Below are 18,944 nucleotides of genomic sequence, written 5' to 3' on the forward strand. Positions count from 1 at the left end.
CGCCGCCGTATTGTCTAAGTGTCTACTGACTCCCGAGGAGCGACCTCCATGACCATGCCCGTCGTCCATTCGCTGCGCGAGCAGATCCGCGAGCACATCGTGGAGGGCATCGTCAGCGGACGCTGGAAGCCGGGCGAGCGCATCGTGGAGCGGCGGATCGCGACGGAGCTGGAGGTCTCCCAGACCCCGGTCCGGGAGGCGCTGCGCGAGCTGGAGTCGCTGCGGCTGATCGAGTCGGCGCCGAACAAGGGCGTCCGGGTGCGCAATCTGACCGCGGCGGACCTGGAGGAGAGCTACCCGGTGCGGGCCGGTCTGGAGCAGATCGCGGCGGAGCTGGCGGCGGGCCGGCTCGCCACCGACTGCTCGGCCCTGGAGCCCCACGTGACGGCGCTGTACGAGGCGGACGCGGCCTCGGACGGCACGGCGCAGGTGCGGCACACGGTGGCCTTCCACCGGGAGCTGGTGCGGGCGGCCGGGAACAGCGTGCTCCTGCACACCTGGGAGGGCCTGGGCATCGAGGTGTTCACCGCCCTGTCGATCCGCTGGCTGGGCACGGTGCAGAAGTCGTACGCGGAGGAGCACCAGGAGCTGGTGGAGGCCTTCCGCCGGGCGGATCCGAACATCGGGGCCCTCGTGAAGGCGCATGTGCTGGGGTGCGCGCCGCGCGCCTGACCGCACACCGTCGTACGAGCGGGTCTCCCTTCGGGAAGGCCCGCTCATTCGTGCGTACGGGGTCTCATCGCGTCACCCCACCTGCGAAAACAAGGCACCGGGTGCCCATTTCCGCGGCACCCTGTGCCGACTTTGGTGCTCCGGGCATCTTTTTCGCCCCGAAGCTTTGATCGATCATCGATCGCCGACATACAGTCTTCCGGGGCCGTACCCCGGCCCTTCGCCCTGTCCTGCCAGACAAGGCCCCTTTATCTCCACCCCCATCTGTCCGGAAGGCGGCGATCATGACCGATCCCGTAGGCAAGATTCCGAGCGAGCTCGACCAGCTCCCGGACCGTGACACCGAGGAGACCGCCGAGTGGGCGGCCTCCCTGGACGCCGTCACCAAGGCCGCCGGCCCCCACCGGGCCGCCTACCTGATGCGCCGCACCCTCCAGCACGCCGACACGGCGGGCCTCGCCCTGCCGAAGCTGCTGGAGACGGACTACCTCAACACCATCCCCACCTCCGCCGAGCCGGTCGTCGACGGCGACGAGGAGATGGAGCGGAAGATCACCGCGTGGAACCGCTGGAACGCGGCCGCGATGGTCACCCGCGGCTCCAAGCACGGCGTCGGCGGCCACATCGCGACCTTCGCGTCCGCGGCCTGGCTGTACGAGACCGGCTTCAACCACTTCTTCAAGGGCAAGGAGTCCGGCGAGGCCGCCGGCTCCGGCGACCAGCTCTACATCCAGGGCCACGCCTCCCCCGGCATCTACGCCCGCGCCTTCCTCGACGGGCGGCTGACCGAGGCGCACCTCGACAACTTCCGGCAGGAGTCCGGCGGCAACGGCCTGCCCTCCTACCCGCACCCGCGGCGCCTCCCCTGGCTGTGGGAGTTCCCCACCGTCTCCATGGGTCTCGGCCCGCTCTCCGCGATCTACCAGGCGCGCTTCAACCGCTATCTGACCAACCGCGGCATCAAGGACGTCTCCTCCTCGCACGTCTGGGCCTTCCTGGGCGACGGCGAGATGGACGAGCCCGAGTCGACGGCGGCCCTCGCACTGGCGGCCCGCGAGGGTCTGGACAACCTGACCTTCGTCATCAACTGCAACCTGCAGCGCCTCGACGGCCCGGTCCGCGCCAACTTCAAGATCGTGCAGGAGCTGGAGGCCCAGTTCCGCGGCGCCGGCTGGAACGTCGTGAAGACCCTGTGGGGCAACGCCTGGGACGAGCTGTTCGCGCTCGACACCACCGGCGCCCTGGTCCGCCGCCTCCGCGAGGTCCCGGACGCGCAGGTCCAGACGTACCAGACCCGCGACGCCGCCTACATCCGCCAGGACTTCTTCGGCAAGGACCCGGCGCTCGTCGCGATGGCGCAGCTGCTGTCCGACGACAAGATCCTCGAGTGCTTCCACCTCTCCCGCGGTGGCCACGAGCCGCGCAAGGTGTACGCCGCGTACAAGGCCGCCCTGGAGTTCAAGGGCGCGCCGACGGTGATCCTCGCGCAGACCGTGAAGGGCTTCACCCTGGGCGAGGGCTTCGCGTCGAAGAACGCGAACCACCAGATGAAGAAGCTGTCCACGGACGAGTTCAAGAACATGCGGGACCTTCTTGAGCTGCCGATCTCGGACGCGCAGTTCGTCGACGGCGTGGTGCCGTACGGCCACCCGGGCGCCGACTCCCCCGAGGTGCGCTACCTCCAGGAGCGCCGCGCGGCCCTCGGCGGCCCGGCCCCGGCCCGCCGGGTGCACCCGCTGGCCCCGCTGCCGGCCCCGGCCGACAAGGCCTTCGCCGCCTTCGACAAGGGCTCCGGCTCGCAGTCCGTCGCCACCACGATGGCCTTCGTGCGCCTGGTCAAGGACCTGGTCCGCGACAAGGAGACCGGCAAGCGCTGGGTCCCGATCGTCCCGGACGAGGCCCGTACCTTCGGTATGGAGTCGCTGTTCCCGTCGCTCGGCATCTACTCGCCGAAGGGCCAGACGTACGAGCCGGTCGACCGCGACCAGCTGATGTACTACAAGGAGGCCGTCAACGGCCAGATCCTGAACGAGGGCATCACCGAGGCCGGCTCGATGGCCGACTTCATCGCCGCGTCCACCGCGTACGCGACGCACGGCGAGGCGATGATCCCGTTCTACATCTTCTACTCGATGTTCGGCTGGCAGCGGACCGCCGACCAGATGTGGCAGCTCGGCGACCAGCTCGGCCGCGGCTTCCTCGTCGGCGCGACCGCGGGCCGTACGACGCTGACCGGTGAGGGCCTGCAGCACGCCGACGGCCACTCCCCCGTCATCGCGGCCACCAACCCGGCGGCGCTGAGCTACGACCCGGCGTTCGCCTACGAGGTCGCGGCCATCGTCAAGGAGGGCCTGCGCCGGATGTACGGCGAGGCGGCCGAGGGCGAGGACCAGAACGTCTTCTACTACCTCACCGTCTACAACGAGCCGATGCCGCAGCCGGCCAAGCCGGGCCACGCGGGCGTCGACGAGGGCATCGTCAAGGGCCTCTACCGCTTCAACACGGCCGAGTCGGCCGGCCTGGAGCTGCCCGCGAACGCCGCCCGCATCCAGCTGCTCGCCTCCGGCACGGCGATCCACTGGGCCCTGGAGGCGCAGAAGCTGCTCGCCGCCGAGTGGGGCGTGGCCGCCGACGTGTGGTCCGCGACCTCCTGGACCGAGCTGCGCCGCGACGCGCTCGATGCCGACGCGGCCCTGCTGCGCGGCGAGGAGCGCGTGCCGTACGTCCGCCAGGTCCTGGAGGGCGTGGACTCCCCGGTCCTCGCGGTCTCCGACTACATGCGCCAGGTCCCGGACCAGATCGCGCAGTGGATCCAGCAGGACTACACCTCGCTCGGCGCCGACGGCTTCGGCCTCTCGGACACCCGCGCGGCGGCCCGCCGCCACTTCGGCATCGACGCCGAGTCCATCGTCGTCGCCGCCCTCGCCCAGCTCGCCCGCCGCGGCGAGGTCCAGGCGACCGCGGTCAAGGAGGCCCGGGAGCGCTACGGCCTGTAAGGCCGCCGGACCGGACCGGTCCGTGTGAGGGGCCGGAGGGGCCGCCCCCGTTCGTACGCCGACACGTACGAGCGGGGGCGGCCCCTCTGTCGTGTCGGTCTTGTCGTGTCAGTGCCCGGTACGGGGCCGGGCCGGCATCGCCCAGGCCGCCGGGGCCGTCAGGGCGAGGAGGGCGGCGGACGTGGTCAGGGCCTGGTGGGGGCTTGTGGTGGTCAGGTAGACGCCGCCGGTGACGGCGACGCCGAGGGTGCCGCCGAGTTGTTGGACGGCGTTGAGGAGCCCGGCGGCGGAGCCGGCTTCCTGGTCGGAGACGGGGCGGAGGGCGAGGGTGAAGAAGGGGGCGGTGAAGAGGCCGACGCCGAGGCCGGCGAGGGCGAGGGCGAAGGGAAGGCCGAGGGGGTAGCGCCCGGTGGGTGCGGCGCCGTAGGCGAGGGCGGCGGCGGCCAGGCCGGCCGCGAGGGCGACGAGCCCGGCGCACAGGACGCGGGCGCCGCCGTGGCGGGGGACGAACCGGCTGCCGGCTGCCGACCGCCGGCTGCTCGCCGCGCTGCGGGAGGACGCCCTCGCCCCGTACGCGGAGCTGGCCGCCGCGACCGACACCACGCCGGCCACCGTCGCCCGTCGGCTGACCGAACTGCGGGCGCGCGGCGCCCTGTTCTTCGACATCGACATCGAGCCGGCCGTGCTCGGCGTCACCGTCTCCGCGCTGCTGTGGATGCAGGTCGCCCCGAGCCGGCTCGACGAGGTCGCCACGGCCCTGGCCGGGCACGCCGAGCTCGCGGTCGTCGCCGCGACCACCGGCCCGACCAACCTGGTGGCGCACGCCCTGTGCTCGGACGTCGAGGCCCTGCACCACTACCTGACCCGGCGCCTCGCCCTGGACGCGATCAGCCGGATCGAGACGGCGCCCGTGCTCCGTACGTACAAGGCCGCCGCCACCCTGCGCGGCTGAGGACAGCATCATGAACACATGCGTGCCGCCCGCCTGATCAAGCTGGTCCTGCTGCTCCAGTCCCGGCCGTCGATGACGGCCGCCGAACTCGCCGCCGAGCTGGAGGTGTCGGAGCGGACCATCACCCGGGACGCCCTGGCGCTCTCGGAGGCGGGGGTGCCGGTGTACGCGGACCGGGGGCGGGCCGGCGGGTACCGGCTGGTCGGCGGCTACCGGACGCGCCTGACCGGCCTCGCCCGCGGGGAGGCGGAGGCGCTGTTCCTGTCCGGGCTGCCGGGGGCGCTGCGGGACCTGGGGCTCGCGGACGCGGCCTCGGCGGCCCGCCTGAAGGTGTCGGCGGCGCTGCTGCCCTCGCTGCGGAACGCGCCGGAGGCGGTGGGGCGGCGCTTCCACCTGGACGCACCGGCCTGGTTCCAGGAGCCGGAGACGCCGGAGCTGCTCGCGCCGGTGGCGGAGGCGGTGTGGGGCGATCTGCCGGTGCGGGCCCGCTACCGGCGGGGCGACGGCGAGGTGACGCGGGAGCTCGCACCGTACGGTCTCGTCCTGAAGGCGGGCGTCTGGTACGTGTGCGCCCGGGCCGGGTCCTCGTACCGCACCTACCGGGTGGACCGGTTCACCGAGGTGACGGTCGGCGAGGAGCCCTTCGAGCGCGATCCGGACTTCGATCTGGCGGCGTTCTGGAACGAGCGCTCGGCCGAGTTCGCGCGCTCGCTGCTGCGTGCGGAGGTGGTGGTGCGGCTGACGGAGGCGGGGGCGCGGCGGCTGCCGTACGTGACGGACCGCGCGGCGGCCGGCGAGGCGGTGGCGGCGGGGGTGACCGAGGCGGACGGCCGGCTGCGGGTGGTGCTGCCGGTGGAGAACGAGGAGGTGGCCTTCGGGCAGCTCCTCGGGCTCGGCCCGGAGGTCGAGGTGGTGGCCCCGGACGGCCTGCGCGAGCGGTTCGCGGCGGCCGCCCGGGCGATGGCCGAGCGCTATCGGACGGTCTAGCGGTAGTCCGCCGGGTCGGTGTCCGGGTCGGTCTCCTTGGCGAGCAGGAAGCCCCAGGCGTCCGGCCGCGAGCCGTCCGCGTCGGTGAAGCCGTACTCGCGGGCGAGGCGTCCGCTGTCCAGGGACTGCCCGTTCCAGCGGGCCCGGTCGGGGTCGGCGGCGAGGGCGGCGACCGCCCGTCCGACGTAGACGGGGGACTCGGAGACGGCGAAGTCGGGGACCTTGTCGGTGGCCTCGCGCCAGTTCTCCTCGGTGACGCCGAAGCCCGCGAGCATCTGCTCGGAGCGCAGCCAGCCGGGGCTGACGGAGACGGCGGTGCCGGCGGAGTCCGCGAGCTCCTTGGCGAGGCCGAAGGCCATCCGGATGGGGGCGTTCTTGGCGAGGTCGTAGAAGAGGTTCTCGCGGAAGCGGGTGCCGTTGTACGCGGTGGTGCCGTCGGTGACCTCGACGACCAGGCCGCCGGGGTGACGGGTGAGCAGGGGGAGGGCGGTGTGGGAGGTGATGAGGTGTGTCTTCACGCCGAGTTCGAGCATGCGCAGGCCGTCGGCGAGGCCGATGTCCCAGGTCTTCTTGCCGAAGGAGGAGCCGATGAGGTGTTCGCCGCCCCACACGTCGTTGACGAGGACGTCGAGCCGGCCGCGCTCGCGGTCGATCCGCTCGACCAGGGCGCGGACCTGATCCTCCTCCAGGTGGTCGGTGGGGACGGCGACGCCCTCGCCGCCGGCGGCGGTGACGAGCTCGGCGGTCTCCTCGATGGTCTCGGTGCCTCGGCCGACCTCGCTGACCCGGTCGCGGGTGGTGCGGCCGGTGACATAGACGGTGGCTCCGGCGGTGCCGAGCTGGACGGCGATGGCGCGTCCGGCGCCGCGGGTGGCGCCGGCGACGAGGGCGATCCGGCCCGCGAGGGGCTTGTCGTCCGCGTTCTCCGTGGTGTTCTCGGTGGTCATGCGAGCAGCCTGGCAGGGAAATCCGACATCTTCTGTCCGGATTGATTTCAGCCGATTCCGGGTGCGTCGCCCGCCGGCACGCACGATGCTTGTCCCGTGATGGACGAGACGGAGTTCTGGGAGATCATCGACTCCACCCGGGAGCGCGCCGAGGGCGACCCGGAGGAGCATGCCGACCTGCTCGTGGAGCGCCTCACCCGGCTCGACCCGGACTCCGTGGTGGACTTCGCCCGGCATTTCGAGGCCCGCTACAACCGCGCGTTCACCTGGGAGCTGTGGGGTGCGGCCGCCGTGCTGCTCGACGGTGCGGCGGACGACACCTTCGACTGGTTCCGCTGCTGGCTGATCGGCCAGGGGCGGGAGGTCTTCGAGGGCGCGGTGCACGATCCGGACGCGCTGGCGGAGCTCCTTGAGGACTTCGATCCGGAGATCGACGGGGACGGCGAGGAGCTGGGCTTCGCGGCCGACGAGGCGTACGAGGGGCTGACCGGCGGCGAGACGCCGGAGCTGGGCATTCCGCCACAGGGCGCGGAACCGCTGGGCACACCGTTCGACCTGGACGACGACGGCGTGCTCGCGGCCCGCTTCCCGCGCCTGTGGGCCCGCTTCGGCCCCGGCTGAGAGGCCCCCGCCCGGCAGCGCTCGGGGTACGTCAGAAGTGCGTGCCGCCGTCGATGCGTATCTCGGTGCCGGTGATGAACTTCCCGTCCTCGGAGGCGAGCATCGCGACGACGCCGGCGACGGTCTCGGGGCCGGCGAAGCCCTGGCCGAGGGCGGGGGCGAGCTTGGCGAAGAGCGACCAGTCGGTGTCCTCGGGCAGGCCGGGGCCCTGGGACTGCTTGGACTCGCCGGAGCCGTCGGTCATGCCGGAGGAGATGGAGCCGGGCTGGACGGCGGTGAAGCGGATGCCCTGCTTGGCGTACTCGGCGGCGAGCGCGTGGGTCATGGACTGGATGCCGCCCTTGCTGGCCGCATAGGCCGCCATGTAGGGGTGGGCGAACATCGCCGAGGTGGAGGAGAAGTTGACGACGGCGGCGCCGTTGCCCTCCAGGAGCGCCGGTATGGCCTCGCGGATCATCAGGAACGTACCGGTGAGGTTGATCCGCAGGACCTGCTCGAAGGAGTCGAGCGTGGTCTCGTGGGTGTGCGCGGAGCGCAGGATGCCCGCCGCGTTGACCAGCACGTCGAGCCCGCCGAGGGTCTCGACGGCGGCGGCGACGCCCGCGCGCACGGAGCTCTCGTCGCCGATGTTCACGACGAGCGTGGTGAGGCGGTCGGCGTCGGCACCCGCCTTGGCGACGGTGTCCTTGAGGCCGTCCTCGCTGATGTCGGCGGCGACGACGCGCCCGCCCTCGGCCAGCATGCGCAGGACGGTGGCCTGGCCGATGCCGGAGCCGCCGCCGGTGACGAGTGCGCGGCGTCCCTCGTAACGGGTCAGCTGGTTCATGACGACACAACCTCTCGATCTCAACTTCCTGATGCTGCCACCGTACGCCTAAGTGGCACGTTTTGCCATAGCTGCACAGAGTGCATTTCTGGCAGGCGCGGGCGTACGCTGGTCGCGTGAGCACCAAGCCCCCCTCCCTGACGGAGCGCCGCAAGGCCGCCACCCAGCTCGACATCGCCCGTGCGGCGGCCGAGCTGTTCACCGAGCGCGGGCCCGACGACACCACCGCCGAGGACATCGCCCAGCGGGCCGGGGTCGCCCTGCGCACCTTCTACCGCTACTTCCGCTCCAAGCAGGACGCCGTCGCCCCGCTGCTCGCGGGCGGTGCCGACCGCTGGCGCGCCGAGCTCGCCGCCGCCGGACCGGGCACCGCCGTGCCCACCGCCCTGGAGCGGTCCATCGCCGACTCGCTGGCCGCCGCGGACACCGAGGCCGAGGAGGGTCTGCGCTGGACCCGCGGGCTGCTGCGGGCGGCCGAGCACGACCCGGCACTGCGGGCCGTCTGGTACCGGGTCAACCAGGAGTCCGAGGACCGGCTGCGCGCGGTCCTCGCCGAGCTGGCGGGCCCCGGCACCGACCCCCTGGAGCTGCGGCTCGCGGCCGCGGCGGCCACCGACGCGATCCGGATCGCCCTGGAGACCTGGGCCGAGACCGACGCCCCGGTGCACGGCCCCGGCTCGCCGGCCGACCTGGCCGTGCGCTGCCTGCGCGAACTCATGGGCGGGATGCGGCTCCTCGCGCCCGGCTCAGGGAAGGAGTGAGCGCCCCATCAGGACGTCGTCCACGTATCCGCCGGCCAGGAAGAACTCGCCCGGCAGCACGCCCTCGACCGCGAAGCCCTCGCTCTCGTAGAGCGCCCGGGCCGGAGCGTTGTGCCCGAGCACCCGGAGGGTGATGCGCCGGGCGCCCTCGGCCCGGGCCCGGTCCATGGCGGCGCGCAGCAGGGTGCGGGCCACGCCCCGGCCGCGGGCGGACTCGGCGACGGCGAGGCCCTGGATCTGGCGGACGTGGGCATTACAGGGCATGGGGGTGGGCGGGACGAGGCGGAGATAGCCGAGCACCGCGGCCTCCTCGGACTCCGCCACCAGGTAGTGCGCGGGCAGGTGCCGCTCGTCGAAGAACGGCTCCCCTGCCTCGGGCGGCGGCAGCACGGCGTGCAGCGGGGACCAGGTCGCACGGTCGAGCGCGGCGAGGGCGGGCTCGTCGGCGGCCACGGCGGCGCGGACCCGTATCGATGACGTCTGCGGTGGCTCCGGCACGATCATGCGGGCCACTGTGCCATGGCCGAACCCGGAAGGGGCAGGATGGCGGTATGAAGCGACAGACTCGCCAGCGCATCGCCGTCACCGGCGCGTCCGGGCTCATCGGCGCCGCCCTCGTGCGCTCCCTGCGCGCCGACGGCCACGAGGTCCTGCGGCTCGTCCGGCGGCCGGCCGTCCTGGCCGACGAGGTCGAATGGGACCCGGCCCGGCTGTACGTGGACACCGCGGGCCTGGTCGGGGTCGACGCGGTCGTGCACCTGGCGGGCGCGGGCGTCGGCGAGCGGCGCTGGAACGACGCGTACAAGAAGGAGATCCGGGACAGCCGGGTGCTCGGCACCCGCGCGATCGCCGAGGCGCTGGCCTCGCTCGCCGACCCGCCCGAGGTCCTCGTCTGCGGCACGGCCCTCGGCTACTACGGCGACACCGGCACCCGCGCGGTCGACGAGAGCGCGCCCGCCGGCGAGGGCTTCCTGCCCGAGGTGTGCGTGGACTGGGAGGCCGCGGCGGCGCCCGCCGAGGCGGCCGGGATCCGCGTCGCGTACGCCCGTACCGGTCTGGTGGTGGCCCGTCAGGGCGGCGCCTGGGGACGGCTCTTCCCGCTGTTCCGGGCCGGGCTCGGCGGGCGGATGGGCGACGGGCGCCAGTACTGGAGCTTCATCTCGCTGCACGACGAGGTCGCGGCCCTGCGCCATCTCGTCGACACCCCCGCGGCGTCCGGGCCGGTGAACCTGACGGCGCCCGAGCCGGTCACCAACCGCGAGGTGACGGCGGCGATGGGGCGGGTGCTGCGCCGCCCGGCCGTCCTCCACGTACCGGCGCCCGCGCTGCGGGTGGCGCTCGGGGAGTTCGCCGCGGACGTGCTCGGCAGCCAACGGGTGCTGCCGGGGCGCCTGTTGGAGACCGGTTTCGACTTCGCCTTCCCGACGATCGACGAGGCGGTGCGGGCCGCCGCCCGCTGACGAACCGCCACCCTCCCTTCACCCGTGCGCCTTCCCGGTGTGCTCCCGGGTGTGCTCCCCCGTGCTGCGTGCACCCCGTCGCGCGCGGCTGCCCGCCGCGGGAGCGCTCCCTAGTCTCGTGCCGAACGAGGGCATTCCGGGGGCCCGTTGGGGGCATAGGCCTCCCACAAGCCGCGCCGACCTGGGGAGGGGCACGTGCTCAACAACGCGGACGTCGTCGTCGTAGGAGCCGGGATCGCGGGTCTCGCGACCGCTCATCAGCTGACCGCGGCCGGTCTCTCGGTCACGGTCCTGGAGGCCGCGCCGCAGGTCGGTGGCCGGATGGCGACCGACACCGTCGACGGCTTCCGGCTCGACCGGGTCGGGCCGCTGTTCACCGCGCCGCAGGTCGCGGGCGTGCCGCTGCGCCCGTTCGCCCCGGGGGTGCTCGTGCACAGCGACGGGCGCTGCGCCCGCTGGGGGGCGCCGCACACACCATGGGGCACGGGGGGCGTACGGGGCCTGGGAGGCGGCGTACGGAGTCTGGGGGGCGCGCGCGGCATGGCGCGCGCCCTCGCGGGCGCCCCCCGGAACCCCGCCGTCTCGCTCGACCAGGCGCGCCTGGGGGCCTCACTGGTACGGCTCGCCACCACGCCCGCGCAGCGGATCCTCGCCCGTACGGAGCGCAGCGCGCAGGAGGCCCTGTCGGCCCGGCTGCCCGCCCGCACCGTGCAGGGGGTGCTGCGCCCGCTGCTCGCCGCGCTGCTCGGCGACCCGGACCTGTCGACCTCCAGCCGGCGCGCGGACCTCGCGCTGCGCTCCTTCGCGCGGGGCCGGCTCGGGGTGCCGGAGGGCGGGTCGGGCGCGCTGGTGGCGCGGCTCGCGGCGGCGCTGCCGCCGGGCACGGTCCGTACCGGCGTACGGGTCACCGACGCGTCGATCTCACGGGTGACGACGGCGGAGCACGGGGTGTTCGGCTGCCGCGCGGTGGTCGTGGCGACGGACGGCCGGACGGCGGCGGAGCTGCTGCCCGGACTGCGGGTGCCGGAGTACCACGCGGCGACCGTCCTGCACCACACGGCGCCGGCCGCCCCGACGGCGGACCCGGTGCTGATCCTGGAGTCCGACCCCGGCGGCCCGGTGGCGCACACGGCGGTGATGAGCGCGGTCGACCCGAGCCGCGCGCCGGACGGCCGGGTCCTGATCACCTCGACCGTCCTCGGCACGCCTCCCGACGACACCGAGCGGCGGGTCCGCAAGCACCTGGCGACGCTGTACGGGGTCTCCACGGACGACTGGGAGCTGCTGGCCCTGCGCCACACCCCGCACGCCCACCCGGCCCTGCGCCCGCCCTTCGACCCCGAGCGCCCCGTCCGGCTCCTCGCCGGCCTCTACGTCTGCGGCGGCCACCGCGGCACCGGCACCCCCTTCGGCGCCCTGACGACGGCCCGCAGGACGGCGACGGCGCTGCTCGCGGACCTGGGGGTGCGCCGGGCGCCCGAGCAGGGGGTGAAGGCGGCCTAGGCCGCCTTGGCCCCGCACCTGGCTGGGAGGGACGGGCTCAGCCCAGCGCGGAGACCCGGTCCCGGTACGTACGGACGGCGGGGGCGTCGCGGTAGGGCTCCAGGCGGCGTTCGAAGTCGCGGACGTACTCCACGGCGCGGGCCGAGCGCATCTCGGCGGCCTGCTGGGCGGCCTCGGCGCCGAGCGCGCAGGCCTGGTCGAGTTCGCCGAGGGCGAGGCGGGCGGAGGCGAGGACGACCCGGCAGAAGAGGCGGCTGCGGGCGAAGCCCGGGGGCCGGAGCTGGAGGGCGCGTTCGGCGTGCTGGGCGGCGGCGCGGTACTGCTGGAGGTCGCGGTGGCAGTGCCCGAACTCGTCGGCGAGCTGCGCCTCGTCGAAGGAGCGCGCCCAGTACGGCACCTCGTCGCCGGGCCGGGCCGCCTCCAGGGCCCGTTCGGCGCGGGCCAGCGCGGCGCCGCAGGCCCGGGAGTCGCCGAGGACGCCGTGCCCGCGCGCCTCGACCGAGTGGAGCAGGGCCTGGACGACCGGCGGGGCGGCGGCGCCGACGCCCTGCTGGGCGACCCGGGCGAGCTGGACGGCCTCGCGGCCGTGCCCGAGGTAGACCGCCTGGTGGCTCATGGTGATGAGGACGTACGAGCCGTAGGCCCGGTCCCCGGCGGCCTGGGCGAGCCGCAGCGCCTGCACGAAGTAGCGCTGGGCCAGGCCGTGCGCGGCGATGTCGTACGAGGTCCAGCCGGCCAGCCGGGTCAGGTCGGCGGCGGCGCCGAACAGCCGGCGCCCGACGCTCTCCCCGTACGTGCCGCGCAGCATCGGCTCGGCCTCGTGCTCCAGGTAGCGCACCAGGGCCTGGCGGGCGTGGCCGCCGCCGTAGGCGTGGTCGAGGGTGCGGAAGAGCTCGCCGACCGAGCGCAGGGCGGCGATGTCGCCGCTGGACACCCGCTGGCCGGGGCCCCGGTCCGTACCGCGCTGGCGGGGCACGGAGTAGCGGCCCTGGAGGGGCACCCGCGGGTCGGCACCGGCCGGGCCGCCCCGGCCGCCAGGCCCGCCGGGTCCGTGGCCCGCGCCGGGTCCGGCGGGCTCGCCGCGCGCCACCCGCTCGTCCGCGCGGCCGATCAGCCAGTCGCGGCTGGGGACGACCAGACCGGCCGGGGTGAAGGCGATCTTCCGCAGCTCCGCGTGGCTGCCGGAGTCCTTGCGCCACAGGCCGCTGACGATGTCCACGGCCTCCTCGGGGGTGGCCGCGAACTCCAGGCCCGCGTAGACGGGTGCGCAGGCGTCCAGACCTAGGTCCTGCGCGGAGAGCCGGCGGCCGAGGCGGCGGGTGAACACCTCGGCGATCAGCGCCGGCGTGGTGCCGCGCGGCTGCTGCCCGCGCAGCCACCGGGTCACCGAGGTCTTGTCGTACCGGAGGTCGAGGCCGTGTTCCAGTCCGAGCTGGTCCACCCGTCTGGCGAGACCCGCGTTGGAGAAGCCCGCCTCGGCGATGAGCGCGGCGAGCTGGCGGTTCGGGATGCGCTGCGAGGGTCGTTCCGTCATCAGCTGTGCGGTCTCCTGCCTTCCGGGCCCGGGGTGGCAGCCCGTATGGACCCTCGTGGCCCTCATGGAACGGCGTGAATTTAGCGGCAGTCACGGCCATTACCGCCACCTTCGCCCCACATTCATCCGATCGTGTGAGGATTGACTGTCCGCTGACGAGGGGCTCGCGGACCGGCGTAGAAGCTCTCGTCCTTGCGCCGGAGGGGCGCTCGCGCACCTGCCGGAGGGCGATCGGGCGTACCGCCGTACAGTGGCATGGGCGCGAATGACGCATGGTGCCGAGCCGGCTCCCGCCCCCGGGACGATCCCCGGGAACCCGGCCCGCGGCACCCCAGGAGGAGGCATGGCCGTGAGTGAGCTGCGATTCGTCCGTCTGGGCTTCGGCGACGACGCCGTCGACTACCAGGTGGCGTGGGACAAGCAGCGCGAGGTGCACGCCGCCCGGTTCGCCGACGAGGTCGAGGACACCTGTCTGCTCCTGGAGCACCCGCCCGTGTACACCGCGGGCCGGCGCACCGCGGAGAACGAGCGCCCGCTCGACGGGACGCCGGTCGTGGACGTCGACCGCGGCGGGAAGATCACCTGGCACGGCCCCGGCCAGCTGGTGGGCTACCCGATCATGAAGCTGCCGCGCCCGGTCGACGTGGTCGCGCACGTCCGCCGCCTGGAGGAGGCGCTGATCCGTACCGCCGCCGACTTCGGCGTGGCCACCACCCGGGTCGAGGGCCGCAGCGGCGTGTGGGTGCTCGGCGACCCGGTCGAGCAGCGGCCGCAGATCGGCGGGCTCTCGCTGGACTTCGACCCGCGGCTGCAGGACGAGGAGTTCGACCCGCGTCTGAACGGCCCGGAGTACGCCCCCTCGAACGCCGGCCAGCGCCGGGAGGACCGCAAGCTCGCGGCCATCGGCATCCGGGTCGCCAAGGGGGTGACCATGCACGGCTTCGCCCTGAACGTGAACCCGGACAACGCCTGGTTCGACCGGATCATCCCGTGCGGCATCCGCGACGCGGGCGTCACCTCGCTCGCCAACGAGCTGGGCCGCGACCTCACGATCGAGGAGGTGCTCCCGGTCGTCGAGAAGCATCTGCGGGACGTCATGGCGGACGCGGTGCTCAGGCCGCGCGAGATCGTGCGCGAGGCGGAGACGGCGGCACCGGCGGCAGCCGTGGCCGAGGGTGAGCGTGAGACGGAGCGGGCCGCCGAGCCGGCCACGGCCTGAGGAATGCCGAGCTCTGGCCCAGGGTTGGCCAGAGCGTCAAGGCATGGAAGCAACGGGCGTACCCTGGTGGGCGCCGAAGAATCGAAGCTACAGGAGCCGATGTGTCCGCAGTCGCACCCGACGGACGCAAGATGCTGCGCCTGGAGGTCCGGAACAGCCAGACCCCCATCGAGCGCAAGCCCGAGTGGATCAAGACCCGCGCGAAGATGGGGCCCGAGTACAACAAGCTCCAGGGCCTGGTGAAGAGCGAGGGACTGCACACGGTCTGCCAGGAGGCGGGCTGTCCCAACATCTTCGAGTGCTGGGAGGACCGCGAGGCGACCTTCCTCATCGGCGGCGACCAGTGCACCCGCCGCTGTGACTTCTGTCAGATCGACACCGGCAAGCCGGAGGCGCTGGACCGCGACGAGCCGCGCCGCGTCGGCGAGTCCGTCGTCACGATGGACCTGAACTACGCCACCATCACCGGCGTCGCGCGCGACGACCTGGAGGACGGCGGCGCCTGGCTGTACGCGGAGACCGTGCGCCAGATCCACCAGCAGACCGCGGAGCGCGCCGCCGGCCGCACCAAGGTCGAGCTGCTCGCCCCCGACTTCAACGCGGTGCCGGAGCTCCTGGAGCAGGTCTTCGACTCCCGCCCCGAGGTCTTCGCGCACAACGTGGAGACGGTGCCGCGGATCTTCAAGCGGATCCGCCCCGGCTTCCGTTACGAGCGCTCCCTCGACGTCATCACCAAGGCGCGGGACTACGGTCTGGTCACGAAGTCCAACCTGATCCTCGGCATGGGCGAGACCCGCGAGGAGGTCAGCGAGGCGCTGCAGCACCTGCACGACGCCGGCTGCGAGCTGATCACCATCACGCAGTACCTGCGCCCCTCCGTCCGGCACCACCCCGTGGAGCGCTGGGTGAAGCCGCAGGAGTTCGTGGAGCTGAAGGAGGAGGCCGAGGAGATCGGCTTCTCCGGTGTGATGTCGGGCCCGCTGGTCCGCTCCTCGTACCGGGCCGGGCGCCTCTTCCAGCAGGCGATCGAGCGCCGTGGCGCGGTCGACAACGCCACCCAGGCGGTCTGAGGCCCCGGCCTCGCCCCTGAGGGCCCTCACCGGCCCCGCCGGCCCCGCCGGCCCCCGCTCTCCTCCGAGGCCCGTACGCGTGTGCGTACGGGCCTCAGGGTTTCATCAGTGTTTGACCCCCGGGTCACGCCCTGGTAACACCGTTCTGTGAGGCTGTTCTCACTCACCGCCACCGAGCGTTCACGGAGGCCCTCGCCCATGCAGGCCGCGCACATCCGAGCCAACGCCATCCCGACCGTCACCGACGCCCTGCGCGCCGTGGAGTCCGTGCTGCTCGCCCGCGGGCAGCGCACCGCCCGGCGCAACGCCTGGACCTCGGTCCTGGAGGACCGCCGCCGGGCCAAGGACCGGGTGGAGGCCCAGCACGTGATGGAGGCCGTGGAGGGCCTCGCGTCCCGGGGCACGTAAACTTCAGGACATGGCGAGGAGTGCAAACACGGGCGGCGCTGACGCCGCGAACCCCGGGCGACTGAAGCAGATCGCCCTCACGTACAAGATGACCCGGAAGGCCGACCCCAAGGTCGGGCTCGTCGTCGCGGGCGTGGGCATCGTCGTACTCGGTGTCCTCCTCGCGATCGGCTTCCTGATCGGTCACCCCGTTTACCTGGGCATTCTCGGTTTCGTCCTGGCGTTCCTGGCGATGGCCATCGTCTTCGGCCGGCGCGCCGAGAAGGCGGCCTTCGGTCAGATGGAGGGCCAGCCGGGCGCGGCCGCGGCGGTGCTGCAGAACATCGGGCGCGGCTGGACGGTGACCCCGGCGGTCGCGATGAACCGCAACCAGGACGTCGTGCACCGGGCGGTCGGCCGTCAGGGCATCGTGCTGGTCGGCGAGGGCAACCCGAACCGGCTGAAGACGCTGCTCGCGGCCGAGAAGAAGAAGATGGCCCGGATCGTGGTGGACGTCCCGGTGACGGACATCCTCGTCGGCAACGACGAGGAGGCGGGCCAGATCCCGCTGAAGAAGGTCCGCACCAAGATGCTGAAGCTGCCGCGACTGCTGTCCGGCCCGCAGGTGACGGCGGCCAACGACCGGCTGCGCGCGATGGGCGACCTGATGAGCAACATGCCGCTGCCGAAGGGTCCGATGCCGAAGGGCATGCGGATGCCGCGGGGCGGAAAGATGCGCTGAGCGCGAGAAACGGATGAAGGGGCGCCCCGGACCGAGCAGGTCCGGGGCGCCCTTTCGTGCATGTCAGATATTGTGCGTCAGATCCGGACCTGGACGGCGCCGGAGAAGCGGTCGTGCAGGCCGCGGCCGTCGCGGTCCCAGATGAGGGCCGGGATGGCGAGGCAGACCAGGAGGCTGCGGAGCACGACCCGGAGGATGCCGAGGCGGCCGCCGTTCGCCGAGACGACCCGCAGGCCGAAGAGGCGCTTGCCGGGGGTGAAGCCGATGGTGCCGACCGTGAGCACGCTCATGACCAGCAGGATCACCAGGGCCCAGTTGCCGGTGGCCTGGTTGTAGCCGTGCGTGATGAGGCCGTATGCGATCAGCATGCAGAGGGCCCAGTCGACGGCGAGGGCGCCGAGGCGGCGGCCGGGGCGGGCGATGGAGCCGGGGCCCTCCTCGGGCAGGCCGAGCTGCTGCCCGCGGTAACCGAAGTCCACGCCCGCTTCTTCGGCCGCGGCGCGCGGGCCGGAGAGCCATGATCCGAGTGCTTGCCTGTTGTCCACCCGACCACGGTACTGTGCCCGTTTTTGATCACTTCGGCCCGGGTCGCCAAGGCCCCGGAGAGTCCCCCGGAGGCCCCTGGACCGCACCCGCCCCGGTTAACTTCGACGAAACAAATGGGTCATGCTTGAGAAATCCCGTCTGCCTATGGTCGGGTCCTGCGTGTGCCACCGCACTGGCCGCACGACCGAGCTGCAACCCCGCCCCTCCCCGGGCCGGGAGTAGGAGGAGTTGGATGTTCCAGAACGCCGACGAGGCCAAGAAGTTCATTCAGGACAACGACGTCAAGATGGTCGACGTCCGTTTCTGCGACCTTCCGGGCGTGATGCAGCACTTCACGATCCCGGCGACGGCGTTCGACCCGTCCGAGGAGCTGGCCTTCGACGGCTCGTCGATCCGCGGTTTCCAGGCCATCCACGAGTCGGACATGGCCCTGCGCGCCGACCTGTCGACGGCCCGTCTGGACCCGTTCCGCCGCGACAAGACGCTGAACATCAACTTCTTCATCCACGACCCGATCACGGGCGAGCAGTACAGCCGTGACCCGCGCAACATCGCGAAGAAGGCGGAGGCGTACCTGGCCTCCACCGGCATCGCCGACACCGCGTACTTCGGCCCCGAGGCCGAGTTCTACGTGTTCGACTCGGTCCGCTTCGAGACCTCCGCGAACCAGGGCTTCTACCACATCGACTCCGAGGCCGGCGCCTGGAACACCGGCAAGGAGGAGGACAACCGGGGTTACAAGGTCCGCTACAAGGGCGGCTACTTCCCGGCCCCGCCGGTCGACCACTTCGCCGATCTGCGTGCGGAGATCTCCCTGGAGCTGGAGAACGTCGGCCTCAAGGTCGAGCGCCAGCACCACGAGGTCGGCACCGCCGGCCAGGCGGAGATCAACTACAAGTTCAACACGCTGCTCGCCGCGGCCGACGACCTGATGCTCTTCAAGTACATCGTGAAGAACGTCGCCTGGCGCAACGGCAAGACCGCCACCTTCATGCCGAAGCCGATCTTCGGCGACAACGGCTCGGGCATGCACGTCCACCAGTCGCTGTGGTCGAACGGCGACCCGCTGTTCTACGACGAGGCCGGCTACGCGGGCCTGTCGGACACCGCCCGCTACTACATCGGCGGCATCCTGAAGCACGCCCCGTCGCTGCTCGCCTTCACCAACCCGACGGTGAACTCGTACCACCGCCTGGTGCCGGGCTTCGAGGCCCCGATCAACCTGGTCTACTCGCAGCGCAACCGCTCCGCCGCGATGCGCATCCCGATCACGGGCTCGAACCCGAAGGCCAAGCGCGTCGAGTTCCGCGCCCCGGACCCGTCCTCGAACCCGTACCTCGCCTTCTCCGCGCTCCTCCTCGCGGGCCTCGACGGCGTCAAGAACAAGATCGAGCCGGCCGAGCCGATCGACAAGGACCTGTACGAGCTCGCTCCCGAGGAGCACGCGAACGTCGCCCAGGTCCCGACCAACCTGGAGGCCGTCCTCACCGCCCTGGAGGAGGACAACGAGTACCTGCAGGCCGGCGGCGTCTTCACGTCCGACCTGATCGAGACCTGGATCGACTACAAGCGCACCCACGAGATCGCCCCGATCCAGCTCCGCCCGCACCCGCACGAGTTCGAGCTCTACTTCGACCTCTAAGCCGTACCGCGCGAGCGAGGCTCTTCCGAGGCCCGTCGTCCCCTTCGCGGGGGCGGCGGGCCTCGCCGTTTCCGGCCGG

The 18,944-nt window shown here is 72.8% G+C and carries 19 protein-coding genes; 13 read left to right on the plus strand and 6 right to left on the minus strand.

The window, feature by feature from the left end:
* Nucleotides 1-48: 48 nt before the first annotated feature.
* Together KV205_RS02665 and aceE are read left to right on the plus strand one after the other, a co-directional pair.
* Nucleotides 49-672 carry a GntR family transcriptional regulator gene (locus KV205_RS02665; RefSeq protein ID WP_265861782.1) on the plus strand — a complete coding sequence of 208 codons (624 nt, stop codon included), beginning with the start codon at nucleotides 49-51 and terminating at the stop codon, nucleotides 670-672.
* Nucleotides 673-956: 284 nt separating this feature from the next.
* Nucleotides 957-3,668, plus strand: coding sequence for a pyruvate dehydrogenase (acetyl-transferring), homodimeric type (gene aceE, locus KV205_RS02670; protein ID WP_265861783.1), 2,712 nt, complete (start codon nucleotides 957-959; stop codon nucleotides 3,666-3,668).
* A 108-nt stretch (nucleotides 3,669-3,776) separates the two neighbouring features.
* Here the strand turns inward: aceE and KV205_RS02675 are convergent, their stop codons facing one another.
* Nucleotides 3,777-4,364 carry a hypothetical protein gene (locus KV205_RS02675; protein ID WP_265861784.1) on the minus strand — a complete coding sequence of 196 codons (588 nt, stop codon included), beginning with the start codon at nucleotides 4,362-4,364 and terminating at the stop codon, nucleotides 3,777-3,779.
* Between KV205_RS02675 and KV205_RS02680 the strand changes: the two genes are divergently transcribed.
* Together KV205_RS02680 and KV205_RS02685 are read left to right on the plus strand one after the other, a co-directional pair.
* Nucleotides 4,249-4,620 carry an Lrp/AsnC family transcriptional regulator gene (locus KV205_RS02680; RefSeq protein WP_265861915.1) on the plus strand — a complete coding sequence of 124 codons (372 nt, stop codon included), beginning with the start codon at nucleotides 4,249-4,251 and terminating at the stop codon, nucleotides 4,618-4,620. The genes KV205_RS02675 and KV205_RS02680 overlap by 116 nt on opposite strands.
* A gap of 18 nt (nucleotides 4,621-4,638) precedes the next feature.
* Nucleotides 4,639-5,607 carry a YafY family protein gene (locus KV205_RS02685; RefSeq protein ID WP_265861785.1) on the plus strand — a complete coding sequence of 323 codons (969 nt, stop codon included), beginning with the start codon at nucleotides 4,639-4,641 and terminating at the stop codon, nucleotides 5,605-5,607.
* Here the strand turns inward: KV205_RS02685 and KV205_RS02690 are convergent.
* Nucleotides 5,604-6,554, minus strand: coding sequence for an SDR family oxidoreductase (locus KV205_RS02690; RefSeq protein WP_265861786.1), 951 nt, complete (start codon nucleotides 6,552-6,554; stop codon nucleotides 5,604-5,606). The genes KV205_RS02685 and KV205_RS02690 overlap by 4 nt on opposite strands.
* A gap of 99 nt (nucleotides 6,555-6,653) precedes the next feature.
* On the opposite strand from KV205_RS02690, the gene KV205_RS02695 reads away from it, so the two are divergent.
* The gene (locus KV205_RS02695; RefSeq protein WP_265861916.1) at nucleotides 6,654-7,175 is read left to right on the plus strand and encodes a DUF4240 domain-containing protein; all 522 of its coding nucleotides are present in this window, start codon (nucleotides 6,654-6,656) and stop codon (nucleotides 7,173-7,175) included.
* A gap of 31 nt (nucleotides 7,176-7,206) precedes the next feature.
* Here KV205_RS02695 and KV205_RS02700 read toward each other — a convergent pair whose 3' ends face one another.
* Entirely contained in the window at nucleotides 7,207-8,001 is a 795-nt protein-coding gene (locus KV205_RS02700) for an SDR family NAD(P)-dependent oxidoreductase (protein WP_265861787.1), read from the minus strand.
* Between the two features lie 116 nt (nucleotides 8,002-8,117).
* Between KV205_RS02700 and KV205_RS02705 the strand changes: the two genes are divergently transcribed.
* Complete coding sequence (locus KV205_RS02705; protein WP_265861788.1) at nucleotides 8,118-8,762, plus strand: TetR/AcrR family transcriptional regulator; 645 nt, start codon at nucleotides 8,118-8,120, stop codon at nucleotides 8,760-8,762.
* Here KV205_RS02705 and KV205_RS02710 read toward each other — a convergent pair.
* Nucleotides 8,748-9,266, minus strand: a complete 519-nt coding sequence (locus KV205_RS02710; RefSeq protein ID WP_265861789.1) for a GNAT family N-acetyltransferase — start codon at nucleotides 9,264-9,266, stop codon at nucleotides 8,748-8,750. The genes KV205_RS02705 and KV205_RS02710 overlap by 15 nt on opposite strands.
* Nucleotides 9,267-9,313: 47 nt before the next feature.
* Between KV205_RS02710 and KV205_RS02715 the strand changes: the two genes are divergently transcribed.
* Together KV205_RS02715 and KV205_RS02720 are read left to right on the plus strand one after the other, a co-directional pair.
* Nucleotides 9,314-10,222 carry a TIGR01777 family oxidoreductase gene (locus KV205_RS02715; protein ID WP_265861790.1) on the plus strand — a complete coding sequence of 303 codons (909 nt, stop codon included), beginning with the start codon at nucleotides 9,314-9,316 and terminating at the stop codon, nucleotides 10,220-10,222.
* Between the two features lie 195 nt (nucleotides 10,223-10,417).
* Nucleotides 10,418-11,725 carry an NAD(P)/FAD-dependent oxidoreductase gene (locus tag KV205_RS02720; RefSeq protein ID WP_265861791.1) on the plus strand — a complete coding sequence of 436 codons (1,308 nt, stop codon included), beginning with the start codon at nucleotides 10,418-10,420 and terminating at the stop codon, nucleotides 11,723-11,725.
* A gap of 37 nt (nucleotides 11,726-11,762) precedes the next feature.
* Here the strand turns inward: KV205_RS02720 and KV205_RS02725 are convergent, their stop codons facing one another.
* Complete coding sequence (locus KV205_RS02725; RefSeq protein WP_265861792.1) at nucleotides 11,763-13,259, minus strand: regulator; 1,497 nt, start codon at nucleotides 13,257-13,259, stop codon at nucleotides 11,763-11,765.
* A 349-nt stretch (nucleotides 13,260-13,608) separates the two neighbouring features.
* Here KV205_RS02725 and lipB point away from each other — a divergent pair, with 349 nt between their 5' ends.
* From lipB to KV205_RS02745, 4 genes are all read left to right on the plus strand, one after another.
* Nucleotides 13,609-14,478 carry a lipoyl(octanoyl) transferase LipB gene (gene lipB / locus KV205_RS02730; protein ID WP_265861793.1) on the plus strand — a complete coding sequence of 290 codons (870 nt, stop codon included), beginning with the start codon at nucleotides 13,609-13,611 and terminating at the stop codon, nucleotides 14,476-14,478.
* A 101-nt stretch (nucleotides 14,479-14,579) separates the two neighbouring features.
* On the plus strand, nucleotides 14,580-15,548 hold the full coding sequence (gene lipA / locus KV205_RS02735) for a lipoyl synthase (protein ID WP_265861794.1): 969 nt from the start codon (nucleotides 14,580-14,582) through the stop codon (nucleotides 15,546-15,548).
* A gap of 198 nt (nucleotides 15,549-15,746) precedes the next feature.
* Nucleotides 15,747-15,956 (plus strand): hypothetical protein, encoded by a 210-nt coding sequence (locus tag KV205_RS02740; protein ID WP_265861796.1) that lies wholly within the window; start codon nucleotides 15,747-15,749, stop codon nucleotides 15,954-15,956.
* A gap of 10 nt (nucleotides 15,957-15,966) precedes the next feature.
* Nucleotides 15,967-16,677 carry a DUF4191 domain-containing protein gene (locus KV205_RS02745; RefSeq protein WP_265861797.1) on the plus strand — a complete coding sequence of 237 codons (711 nt, stop codon included), beginning with the start codon at nucleotides 15,967-15,969 and terminating at the stop codon, nucleotides 16,675-16,677.
* A 77-nt stretch (nucleotides 16,678-16,754) separates the two neighbouring features.
* Here KV205_RS02745 and KV205_RS02750 read toward each other — a convergent pair whose 3' ends face one another.
* Entirely contained in the window at nucleotides 16,755-17,222 is a 468-nt protein-coding gene (locus KV205_RS02750) for an RDD family protein (RefSeq protein ID WP_265861798.1), read from the minus strand.
* A 233-nt stretch (nucleotides 17,223-17,455) separates the two neighbouring features.
* On the opposite strand from KV205_RS02750, the gene glnA reads away from it, so the two are divergent.
* Nucleotides 17,456-18,865 carry a type I glutamate--ammonia ligase gene (gene glnA, locus KV205_RS02755; protein WP_265861800.1) on the plus strand — a complete coding sequence of 470 codons (1,410 nt, stop codon included), beginning with the start codon at nucleotides 17,456-17,458 and terminating at the stop codon, nucleotides 18,863-18,865.
* Nucleotides 18,866-18,944: the final 79 nt, after the last annotated feature.

Source organism: Streptomyces sp. SKN60 (assembly GCF_026236535.1).
Lineage (GTDB): Bacteria > Actinomycetota > Actinomycetes > Streptomycetales > Streptomycetaceae > Streptomyces.